This is a genomic window from Amycolatopsis coloradensis, assembly GCF_037997115.1.
In the GTDB taxonomy this organism is placed as follows: Bacteria; Actinomycetota; Actinomycetes; order Mycobacteriales; family Pseudonocardiaceae; genus Amycolatopsis; species Amycolatopsis coloradensis_A.
Genome location: NZ_CP150484.1, coordinates 7,709,523 through 7,720,551 on the forward strand (window position 1 = coordinate 7,709,523; position 11,029 = coordinate 7,720,551).

10 protein-coding genes are annotated in these 11,029 nt (G+C 68.7%); 5 read left to right on the forward strand and 5 right to left on the reverse strand.

The features are described from left to right. Positions 1 to 10 precede the first annotated feature (10 nt). On the reverse strand, positions 11 to 1,222 hold the full coding sequence (locus LCL61_RS35965; RefSeq protein ID WP_340683867.1) for an acetyl-CoA C-acetyltransferase: 1,212 nt from the start codon (positions 1,220 to 1,222) through the stop codon (positions 11 to 13). A 145-nt stretch (positions 1,223 to 1,367) separates the two neighbouring features. Here LCL61_RS35965 and LCL61_RS35970 point away from each other — a divergent pair, with 145 nt between their 5' ends. The 5 genes from LCL61_RS35970 to LCL61_RS35990 all read left to right on the forward strand — a co-directional run bounded on the left by LCL61_RS35970 (position 1,368) and on the right by LCL61_RS35990 (position 7,641). Next, complete coding sequence (locus LCL61_RS35970; protein WP_340683868.1) at positions 1,368 to 2,549, forward strand: helix-turn-helix domain-containing protein; 1,182 nt, start codon at positions 1,368 to 1,370, stop codon at positions 2,547 to 2,549. A gap of 53 nt (positions 2,550 to 2,602) precedes the next feature. Next, a complete protein-coding gene (locus LCL61_RS35975; RefSeq protein WP_340683869.1) occupies positions 2,603 to 3,826 on the forward strand; it encodes a low temperature requirement protein A in 1,224 nt (407 codons plus the stop codon). A gap of 110 nt (positions 3,827 to 3,936) precedes the next feature. Next, on the forward strand, positions 3,937 to 5,232 hold the full coding sequence (locus tag LCL61_RS35980) for an acyl-CoA dehydrogenase family protein (RefSeq protein WP_340688759.1): 1,296 nt from the start codon (positions 3,937 to 3,939) through the stop codon (positions 5,230 to 5,232). 18 nt (positions 5,233 to 5,250) lie between these two features. Continuing rightward, complete coding sequence (locus tag LCL61_RS35985) at positions 5,251 to 6,459, forward strand: acyl-CoA dehydrogenase family protein (RefSeq protein ID WP_340683870.1); 1,209 nt, start codon at positions 5,251 to 5,253, stop codon at positions 6,457 to 6,459. A gap of 174 nt (positions 6,460 to 6,633) precedes the next feature. Beyond that, positions 6,634 to 7,641 (forward strand): MASE1 domain-containing protein, encoded by a 1,008-nt coding sequence (locus LCL61_RS35990; RefSeq protein WP_340683871.1) that lies wholly within the window; start codon positions 6,634 to 6,636, stop codon positions 7,639 to 7,641. Here the strand turns inward: LCL61_RS35990 and LCL61_RS35995 are convergent. The 4 genes from LCL61_RS35995 to map all read right to left on the reverse strand — a co-directional run bounded on the left by LCL61_RS35995 (position 7,605) and on the right by map (position 11,011). After that, a complete protein-coding gene (locus tag LCL61_RS35995) occupies positions 7,605 to 8,660 on the reverse strand; it encodes an alpha/beta fold hydrolase (protein ID WP_340683872.1) in 1,056 nt (351 codons plus the stop codon). The two genes, LCL61_RS35990 and LCL61_RS35995, sit on opposite strands and share 37 nt — an antisense overlap. 117 nt (positions 8,661 to 8,777) lie before the next feature. Next, positions 8,778 to 9,641, reverse strand: a complete 864-nt coding sequence (locus LCL61_RS36000) for an SDR family oxidoreductase (protein WP_340683873.1) — start codon at positions 9,639 to 9,641, stop codon at positions 8,778 to 8,780. An 86-nt stretch (positions 9,642 to 9,727) separates the two neighbouring features. Beyond that, entirely contained in the window at positions 9,728 to 10,234 is a 507-nt protein-coding gene (locus LCL61_RS36005; protein WP_340683874.1) for a GNAT family N-acetyltransferase, read from the reverse strand. A 9-nt stretch (positions 10,235 to 10,243) separates the two neighbouring features. Beyond that, positions 10,244 to 11,011: a type I methionyl aminopeptidase gene (gene map / locus LCL61_RS36010; protein ID WP_340683875.1), complete on the reverse strand. Its 768-nt coding sequence runs from the start codon at positions 11,009 to 11,011 to the stop codon at positions 10,244 to 10,246. Positions 11,012 to 11,029: the final 18 nt, after the last annotated feature.

The following is an 11,029-nucleotide window of genomic DNA, read 5'->3' on the forward strand; positions in this document are numbered from 1 at the left end:
TGTCTCTTCCTCAGACCCGCTCGATGATGGTCGCGACGCCCATGCCGCCGCCGATGCACAGGGTGACCAGGGCGCGGCGCGCCTGACGACGCTCCAGCTCGTCGACGACGGTGCCGACCAGCATCGCGCCGGTGGCGCCCAGCGGGTGACCCATCGCGATGGCGCCGCCGTTGACGTTGACCTTCTCCTCGTCGAGGCGCAGGTCCTTGATCCACTTGAGGACGACCGAGGCGAAGGCCTCGTTCAGCTCCCACAGGTCGATGTCGTCCGGGGTGAGTCCGGCGATCTTGAGGACCTTCTCGGTGGCCGGGGTCGGGCCGGTGAGCATGATCGTGGGCTCGGAGCCGACGGTCGCGGTCGCCACGATGCGGGCGCGCGGGGTCAGGCCGAAGTCCTTGCCGATCTGCTCGTTGCCGACCAGGACCAGCGCGGCGCCGTCGACGATGCCGGACGAGTTGCCGCCGGTGTGGACGTGGTCGATCTTCTCGACCGAGTGGTACTTCTGCAGCGCGACGGCGTCGAAGCCGCCCAGCTCGCCGATACCGGCGAAGGCGGGCTTGAGCTTGCCGAGGCCCTCGATGGTGCTACCCGGGCGACGGTGCTCGTCGTGGTCGAGGATCGTGACGCCGTTGATGTCCTTCACCGGGACGACGGACTTCGCGAAGTAGCCGCCGGACCAGGCCGCTTCGGCCTTCTCCTGCGAACGCACGGCCCACGCGTCGACGTCCTCGCGGGAGAAGCCCTCGATGGTCGCGATCAGGTCGGCGCCGGTGCCCTGCGGGACGATGTAGTTGTCGTACGCGGTGGCGGGGTCCATGAACAGCGCGCCGCCGTCGGAGCCCATCGGCACCCGCGACATCGACTCGACGCCACCGGCGATGATCAGCTGGTCCCAGCCGGAGCGCACCTTCTGCGCGGCGGTGTTGGTGGCTTCGAGGCCGGAGGCGCAGAAGCGGTTCAGCTGTACACCGGCGACGGACTCGGGGAGGCCGGCGTTCAGCGCGGCGGTGCGCGCGATCACGGCGCCCTGCTCGCCGACCGGGGACACGACGCCGAGGACGATGTCGTCGATCACGGCGGGGTCGAGGTTCGGGTGCCGGACCTTCAGTTCTTCGATGAGGCCGACCACGAGATCGACCGGCTTGGTGCCGTGGAGGGCACCGCCCTTGTTCTTGCCGCGAGGCGTACGGATCGCCTCGTAGATGTAGGCCTCGCTACTCACAGAAAAACTCCTCCGCGTACGGCGCTGTATCAGGGTAAAACGTACCGGCCAGTAGTCATGCTAATGCCGATTAACATAAACCGCGATAACCCCATGGTGTCAATGGGTTGCGATGCACGCAACCGGCGCTATCGTGGGTTCACCTATGGATCACCCGACCGAGCGTTCCCCTCGACCGCGCGACCGCAAGGCCCAGCTGGCCGGCCTCGCCGCGGAGCTCTTTCGCGCCCGCGGGTTCCACGGCGTCGGCATCAACGACATCGCCGCCGCGGCGGGGATCACCGGGCCCGCGCTGTACCGGCACTTCGCGGACAAGCAGGCCGTGCTGTCCTACGTCGTGCTGTCCGGCATCGACGACATGGAGGCGGCCACCACCGAGACGCTCGCCGACGGTCTTCCCGTTCCCGCCCAGGTCAACGCCCTGTTGGGCACCCTCGCGGCGCAAGCGGTGGAGCGGCGCGAGGTCGCCGCGCTGTGGCGCTGGGAGGGCAGGCATCTGCCCCGGGAGGAACGGCGCGAGATCCGCCGCCGGTCCGGCGCGGTACTCGAAGCGTGGTCCAAGGCGCTGCGCGCGTTGCGTCCGGAACTGACCGCCGACGACGCCGAACTGCTGTGCTGGGCGGGGCTGAGCGTGTTCGGCAGTGTCTCCGTGCATCACACGTCCGTGGCGAAGAAACGCTTCGCGCAGATCCTGGTGCAGCTGGCGGAGTCGGTGCTGCATGTCACACTCCCCGAACCCGAGGAGACGCCGGAGGAGACGCCGTCGATGGCGCTCGGCGAGCCGTCCCGCCGCGAGCAGATCCTCGGTGCCGCGACCGAGCTGTTCGGGCAACGCGGCTTCCGCTCGGTGAGCATGGAGGAGATCGGCGCGGCAGCCGGGATCGCCGGGCCGAGCGTGTACCGGCACTTCCCCAGCAAGGCCGCGCTGATGGTGGCGATCGGGCATCGAGCGGCCGACCGGCTGGCGCTCGCCGCGGAACGCGCGTTGCGGACCGACGACGAACGCGACGCGCTGCGCAGGCTCGCGGCGTCCTATGTGCACACCTTGCTGCACACGCCCGAACTGCTGGTGTCGTTCTCCGGCAGCCCCATGGAACTGCCGGAACGCGACAAGGCGGACCTGATCCGGGTCCAGCGGGACTACGTCGCGCGCTGGATCGCGCTGGCGTCGGAGGTCCGGCCGGAACTGAGCCTGCGCGAAGTGAAGATCACCGTGCACGCGGCGCTGACCATCGCGAACGACCTCGCGCGCACCCGGCGGGTCAACGGCCGCCCGAACATCGAGGCCGAGCTGACGACGTTGATGCACGCGGTGCTCGGGGTATGAAAGTCAGCTTTTGAGCGAACTCGCGTGTCCTGCAAAGGAGTGAAGGGCACGATGTGCGCGTGCCCACGAAACGCGGCCTGCATCTGGTGACCCGGGAAGAAGACCACAAGGTCACCACGCTGGAGCTCTTCTTCGACCTGGTCTTCGTCTACGCCATCACCCAGACCACGCAGCTGATGGCCGATCACCTCACCCCGCTCGGCATCGGGCAGGGCGTCGCGATGATCGCCGTGCTGTGGTGGTGCTGGTGCGCCTACGCCTGGCTGGCCAACACCTTGCACGTCGACCGCGGCATCGCCCAGCTGGCGATGTTCGCCGCGATGGGGACGATGTTCCTGGTCTCGCTGACCATTCCGGAGGCGTTCACCGACCTGCCCGGCGGCCTGTACGCGCCGCTGATGTTCGTCGGCTGCTACTTCCTCGTCCGGCTGCTGCACCTGACCGCGTACTTCGGCGCCGCGCGGACCGACCCCGAGCTGCGCAGGACCGTCTTGAAGATGTTCGTCGGCCTGCTGCCGAGCGTCGCGCTGCTGATCGCCGCCGCGTTCTTCTCCGGCTGGGTGCAACTCGGCATCTGGGCCGTCGCGATGCTGGCCGACTACCTCAACGTCTTCCGGACCCGTTCCTCGGACTGGCGGCTGCACCAGCCCGGCCACTTCGCCGAGCGGTTCGGGCTGATCGTGATCATCGCGCTCGGCGAATCGATCGTGGCGATCGGCATCGGGATCAGCTCGTACCCGATGTCCTGGCCGATCACGTTGGCCGCCGTCTTCGGGCTCACGCTCGCTTCGGCGATGTGGTGGATGTACTTCGCCGTCGTCGCACACGTGTCCGAGCACAACCTGAAGCGCGCGGAGGGCGTGGAGCGAGTGCGGATCGGGACGGACACGTACACCTTCCTGCACCTCCCGCTCATCGCCGGGATCGTGCTCGTGGCGCTGGGGCTGAAGAAGTCGCTGCTGTACGTGTCCGACACCGAGCACCACAGCCTCGCCGACGGCCTCCACGGCACCCCGATCTGGGCGCTCACCGGCGGGCTCGCGCTGTACCTCATCGCGTTGAGCGGGCTGCGGCGGCGAAACCTGGGCTCATGGAACGTGCGGCGGCTGGTGCTCGCGGTGGTCCTGCTGGCCGCGACTCCGCTGCTGGAGCTGGTGCCGGCGATCGTGCTCGTCGGCATCGTCGCACTGGCGGCGGTGGGCCTCGTGGTCATCGAGAGACGCAAGATCGTGAGTAATCCTGGCCTGCCCGGCCTCCCGGATCACTCACCGGCGTGACGTTCGCCTCCCCCGTGGTGGCGCATCCGCCCGAGGAGAGTTAACCTACTCACGAGTAGGTAAGCGAGGCAGGGAGACTCACCGTGGGTGCGCCTAGGAAACGAGACGCGATGGGCCTTGGCCTGTCCGCGCTCACCCGGCTGGCCGGGAGCAAGGTCATTGAACGGGCCGGACTTCGGAAGCCCGTGCAGAACCTGGTCAGTGCCGGGACGCGCAACGGCTTCCGGGTCGCGGGCGCGGCGGGACGGACCTTCAAATCCGCCCAAAAGCTCGGCAAGCCCGCGCGGCTCGCGCCTGCCGAGGACACCGGGCTGTTCGACCTCACCCCGAGTGAGGACCAGCAGCTCATCGTCGAGACCGTGACGGAGTTCGCGGCCGAACAGCTGCGGCCCGCCGCGGCCGACGCCGACGCGAAGCTTCAGGCGCCCGAGGGCCTGTTGAGCCGTGCCGCCGAACTCGGCATCACGCTCGTCGGCATCCCCGAGGAGCTGGGCGGGGTCGGCACCGAACGATCGGTCGTCACGAACGCGCTGGTCGCCGAGGCCCTCGCGCACGGCGACCTGGGTCTCGCGGTCGCGGTGCTCGCGCCGTCCGCGGTCAGCACCGCGCTGGTGTCCTACGGCGACGAGCAGCAGCAGGCGGACTACCTGCCCGCGTTCGTCGGCGAGAACGTCCCGGCCGCGGCGCTCGCGCTGCAGGAGCGCACCGCGCTGTTCGACCCGTTCAAGCCCGCGACCAAGGCCCGCCGCACGCCGAAGGGCTACCAGCTCGACGGTGTGAAGTCGCTGGTCCCGAGGGCCGCCGACGCCGAGCTGTTCATCGTGTCGGCCGACCTGGAAGGCCGCGGCCCGGCGCTGTTCCTCGTCGAGTCGTCGAACTCCGGTGTCACCATCGAAAACGAACCGGCGATGGGCCTGCGCGGCGCGGCGACCGGGAAGCTGCACCTGGAGAAGGTCGCCCTTCCGGCCGGTGCGCTGCTCGGCGGCGGCAAGGCCGAGGTCTTCACCGAGGTCGTCCGGCTCTCGCGGCTCGGCTGGGCCGCACTGGCCGCCGGTACCGCGAAGGCCGTCCTCGACTACGTGGTGCCGTACGTCAACGAGCGCAAGGCGTTCGGCGAACCGGTGAGCCACCGGCAGGCCGTCGCGTTCTCGGTGGCCGACATCGCCATCGAGCTGGAAGGGTTGCGGCTGGTCATGCTCCGCGCCGCTTCCCGCGCCGAACAGGGCAAGCCGTACGCCCGCGAGGTCGCGCTGGCCCGGAAACTGGCCGCCGACAAGGGAATGCAGATCGGCAGCGCCGGGGTGCAGCTCCTCGGCGGGCACGGGTTCGTCAAGGAACACCCGGTCGAACGCTGGTACCGCGACCTCCGTGCGATCGGCGTGATGGAAGGCGCCGTCCTTCTCTAGGACTTTCGAAAGGCAATCATGATCAACCTTGAGGTTCCGAAGAAGGCCGGCACCCTGATCAACCAGGCGTACCAGGCCGCGGCCGAGGTGTTCCGGCCGATCTCGCGCAAGTACGACCGCGCCGAGCACACCTATCCGGCCGAACTCGACATGTTCGCCGCGCTGCTGGACGGGCTGAACTCCTCCGGCGAGGGCGGTGCGGGCGCGGCGGGTGTCCGCCGGTCCGAGAAGAGCGAGAAACCGGGCAACCGCAACGGTTCCAACCTCAACATCGTGCTCGGCACGATCGAGATGTGCTGGGGCGACGTCGGTCTGCTGCTGTCCATGCCGCGCCAGGGGCTCGGCAACGCCGCCATCGGCTCGGTCGCCACGGACGAACAGCTCAAGAAGTTCTCCGGGCTGTGGGCCGCGATGGCGATCACCGAGCCGGACTGCGGCTCGGACTCCGCCGCGATCACCGCGACCGCGCGCCTGGACGGTGACGAGTACGTGATCAACGGGGAGAAGATCTTCGTGACCGCGGGCGAGCGCGCCGACGCAGTCGTCGTCTGGGCCACGCTGGACAAGACGAAGGGCCGCGCGGCGATCAAGTCGTTCGTCGTCGAGAAGGGCACACCCGGCTTCGAGGTGGTGCGCGTCGAGCACAAGCTCGGCATCCGTGCCTCCGACACCGCCGTGCTGCGGTTCGAGAACGTCCGCGTGCCCAAGGAGAACCTCCTCGGCACGCCGGAGATCGACACCGCCAAGGGTTTCGCCGGGGTCATGCAGACCTTCGACAACACCCGCCCGCTGGTCGCCGCCATGGCCATCGGTGTCGCCCGCGCGGCGCTGGAGGAGACCCGGAAGATCCTCACCGACGCCGGGGTGACCATCGACTACGACAAGCCCGTCCACAGCCAGCACGCCGCCGCCGCGACGTTCCTGCGGCTGGAGGCGGACTACGAATCGGCGTACCTGCTGACCATGGAATCGGCGTGGATGGCCGACAACCGCAAGCCGAACTCGCTGCAGGCCTCGATGGCCAAGGCGAAGGCCGGCCGGTCGGTCGTCGAGATCACGCTCAAATGCGTCGAGCTGGCCGGCACCTTCGGCTACACCGAGGAATCGCTGCTGGAGAAGTGGAGCCGGGACGCGAAGATCCTGGACATCTTCGAAGGCACGCAACAGATCCAGCAGCTGATCGTGGCGCGCCGGATCCTGGGCAAGACGTCGGCGGAGCTCAAGTAAGGCGTGGGGCTCGTGAGTGGCAAGGACGGTTAGAACCGTCCTTNAGCGGTAAGGACGGTTAGAACCGTCCTTGCCACTCACGAGCCCGTTTATTTCCACCATTTCGACAACACCTCCGCGGCCGCCGAGCAGAGGTACTCTCGTACTTCCTTGCCCGCCAAGGCCGGAGTCGCGATGAGACCGCTTTCCCCTGCCGCACGCTGGTGTCTCATCGTCCTCGGCGTCACGATCTGCTACTTCGCCACCGCACGGATCGGGATCCAGTGGGCGATCGTGCGGGAACAGATCTCGCCGCTGTGGCCGGCCGCCGGTGTCGCGCTGGCGGTGCCGATGCTCCTGGGGCCCCGGTTCTGGCCGGGTATCTTCCTCGGCGCCCTCCTGACGAACATCGCCCTCGGTCCTTCGCTTGGCACGGTCCTGGCGATCTCCGCGGGCAACACGATCGGCCCGATGCTGGCGTACGTGGTGATGCGGCGGCTGGGTTTCCGCAACGAACTCGACCGGCTTCCCGACGCCGTCCTCCTGGTGGCGGTCGGAGCGATCGGGGGCACGGTCTTCAGCGCCGCACTGGGCACCGGCGTGCTGATCTTCGGCGGCGCGCTGAGCCCCGGCGACTTCTGGGCGACCGCATTGGTGTGGTGGACCGGCGACGCGATGGGCGTCCTGACGATCACGCCGCTGCTGCTTCTCGTGCCGAGGTTCCGCGTGCCAAGGCGGGTCCCGCTCGTCCGCTGGGGTGAGGCGGCGGCGCTCGCGCTCTTCGGTCTCGGCACGGCCGTCCTCGCGTCCACGACGACGGCGAAGCTGTTCCTGGTCTTCCCCGTGCTCGTGTGGGCGGCGCTGCGCTTCCGGCAGGCCGGGGCGCTGCTGTGCTCCTTGTGCGTCTGCACCGTCACGATCTTCGCCGCCATACGCGGGCTCGGCCCTTACAGTTCCTACGAGCTGGCCGCCCGGATGCTGCACGTCCAGGCCTTCGACGCCACCGTCGGCCTCACCGCGCTCGTGTTGTCCACGGTCGTCCTGCAACGCGACCGCGCGACGGCCGAGATCGCCGACGCCTGGCGCCAGATCACCGAGATGGTGGACATGATCGCGCCACGCCAGTCCTTGCGCAGCGCCATCACCCAGCGTACCGAAGACGAGGGTCAAGCGGCCTGTTCGTCGAGGAAACGGTCGAGGTAGCGCCACGTCGTCCCGCGGGCCTTCCGGCCGGTGAGGACGCCCAGGTGGCCGCCGGGCGCGGTCTCGAAGGTCACCGACGGCGAGTTGTCCAGCAGCTCGGTGAGCCGTTCGACGGCGGCGCGCGGGGCGATCGTGTCGTTCTGCCCGGCGATGACCAGCGTCGGCACCTTGACCCCGGACAGCGCGATGATGCGGCCGTTGAGGTCGACCGTGCCCTCGGCGAGGTCGTTGGCGCGGAAGAACCGGTGGTAGATCTGGCCGAACGTCCGCCCGGGGTAGGCGATCATGTTGTCCATGAAGTGGTCGACGGCCTCGATCTGCGCCAGGTAGTCCCGGTCATCGAGATTCTTCAGGATGGCAAGGGGTTTGGTGATCTCCTTGCTGATCCCGGTCGCCCGGAAGACGCGGCTGACCAAATAGGACGGTGCGCCGCCGAGCGCCCGGTAGAACGGGGTCAGCAGGTGGCCGCCGGTGAGGTCCACCAGCGGGCGGAACGGGGCGATCAGCGGGATCGCGGTGAAATCGAACGGCGACGCGATGGTGGCGATCGACTCGATCGGCAGATCGGGCTGGTCGGCGGTGGTCAGCAACGAGAAGATCCCGCCGAGGCACCACGCGACGACGTGCACGCCCTGGCCACCGGAATCCTCGCTGACCTTGCGGATCGCGCGCGGGAGCACCTCCTCGATCCAGTGCTCGATGCCGAGGCGCCGGTCGGAGAAGGCGACGTTCCCGTAGTCGACCAGGTACGTGTTTCGGCCGCCCTCGACCAGGTGCTCGGCGAGGCTGCACCCGCGGCGCAGGTCGAAGCACAGCGCGGGAGCGGCCAGCGGCGGCACCAGGAGCACCGGCGGTCCCGGCTGGGGGCTCTTGCCGTTCGTCAGCCGGTACAGCGAGCGATTCGGACCCTGGTCGATCAGGACGCGCGGCACCGGGCGAAGATCGGCGACACCACCGTGCAGCACCTTCCCGACGACGTTCGACGCGGCGGCGGCGAGCCGTGCCGGGGGTGTGGCCATGGTGTGCCTCCTGGGGAATCAACGCGGTAAGACGTAATCTTGCCGCTTGGGAGCGCACGACTCAACACCCCGGCCACCACAGGCCGTCCATTTCGGACAGTTGCTAGGCCGTACGAGTTAAGAATCGGTGCCCTTTTCCGCCCCTGGGGCACTCCGCGCGGCACGCGATTCGTACTCCGCTCGAGCACTGGAATGCGTTGCGGAGGACAGAATCTTGTCGCCGCCGAGCGCCCGAAGCAGTCCTTCGCCGAGACGGCGCGGAAGCAGCCGTGTGATCCTGCCCATGGCGTCCAGCGAAGCCGGGACGAAGACGTCGAACTTGGGACGGCGTAACGCATCGACAATGGCCTGCGCCACATCTTCCGGCTGCACCGATTTGAAGAACTTCGCCTCGCCGAGCCCGCTGGCCAGTTCCGTGCGCACCACCGCCGGCATCACGCACGACACCAGCACGCCGGTCCCGTGCAATTCCAGGTGCACCGATTCCGACAGGCCGACGACGGCGTGTTTCGTCGCACAGTAGGTCGCGGCGCCGGGGAAGCCCGCCTTTCCCGCCATCGAAGCGATGTTGACGATGTGGCCGGTGCCACGCGGGCGCATCCGCTTCACGGCTTCCCTGGTGCCGTGGACGACCGCGTGCAGGTTGATCTCGAGCAGCCTGCGGGTCGCCGCGTCGTCCTCTTCTTCGAGCGGCGCGAGCGGCATGATGCCCGCGTTGTTGATCAGCACGTCGATCGGGCCGACGCGCCGCTCGACCTCGTCGAGGAATTCGGTGAAGCCCTTCGTGTCGGTGACGTCGAGCGGCAGCGCCTCGGCGCCCAGTTCTGCGGCGGTCTTCTCGGCGAGGACCTGGTCCAGGTCGCCGATGACCACCTTGGCGCCGAGCCGGGACAGCGCCGTCGCGGTACTGGCCCCGATGCCCTGCGCCGCGCCGGTGATCACGACGACCTTGCCCGCCAGGGAACGTTCACGCTTGGCCATGCCGGTCTCCTCTGCGACTTCACTGTCCGGGGCACTGTTGGCGATGTGTCAACTATGGTGCACCCCCAGTCGCGTGGACGCCAGTCCTACGGCCGCTGCTCGAACACCTGCCCGATCCAGCCCTTGACGTCGAAGCGCTCCGTCGGCTTGAAGCCCTGGCTCTCGTAATAACGCTGCAGGTCGCCGTCGCCGCCTGCCCAGCAGTCGACCCGTACCAGCCCGATGCCGCGTTCCCGCGCCTCGGCCAGCGCGAACTCGATGAGCCGCGAGCCGACCCGGTGACCGGTGAACCGGCGTGAGGTCAGCAGCAAACCGATGTAGATCTCCGGTTCGTCGACCGGCGAGACATGCGGGAAACGGTCACCGAGGATGATCGCCCCGGCCGCCTGGCCGTCGATCTCGGCGACGTACAGGCCTGGCCCGTCGGCCATCCCGCGGACCCGCTCGACCCGTTTCGGAATCGTGGACCACGGCTCGCTCCCCCACTGCCCCTCGCTGCCGCGCCCGGCCAGCCATGCGACGACCTCGTCGAACATGTCCAGCAAGGTTTGGAAGTCCCCAGAACCACCCTGACGGATGATGAAATCGCTCATTCCTCCGTTCTACAACATCGTGAGGACGCGCGGACCTTCTGTGGTGATCGCGACGGTGTGCTCGACGTGCGCGGCCCTGGCGCCACGCACGGTGCGCACCGTCCAGCCGTCGTCCTCGATCCGGTAGCCGTCGCGGCCGTCGGCGATGAACATCGGCTCGATCGCCAGCACCAGCCCCGGCTCGAGCCGCATGCCGCGGCCCGGCCTGCCCTCGTTCGGCAGATGCGGGTCCTCGTGCATGCGGCGGCCGATCCCGTGGCCGCCGTGGTGCGCGAGGAGGCCGTAGCCGACTTCGCGCCCGACAGTGCCGACAGCATGGGAAACATCGCCCATCTTGCCGCCCGCCAGCGCGGCGGCGATCCCCGCGGCCAGCGCGCGTTCGGTGGTCGCGATGAGTTCGAGGTCGGCGGGGTCTGCCTCGCCGACGACGTAACTGATCGCCGCGTCGCCGTGCCAGCCGTCGATGTAGGCGCCGGCGTCGATGCCGACCAGGTCACCGTCTCGCAACCGGTAGTCCGACGGGATGCCGTGGACCACGGCGTCGTTGACGCTCGCGCAGATCACGGCGGGAAACGGCGCCGGGGCGGAATGCGGCTGGTAGTGGAGGAACGACGGCTTCGCGCCACCGTCCCGGATCACCTGCGCGGCGATCTCGTCCAGCTCTTTCAGGCTCACGCCGATCGCCGACGCCTCTTTCACGGTGTGCAACGTCTGCGCCACGACACGGCCGGACTCGCGCATGGCGTCCAGCTCGGCGGCGGATTTCAGCTCGACCATGACGATAACTATACCGGT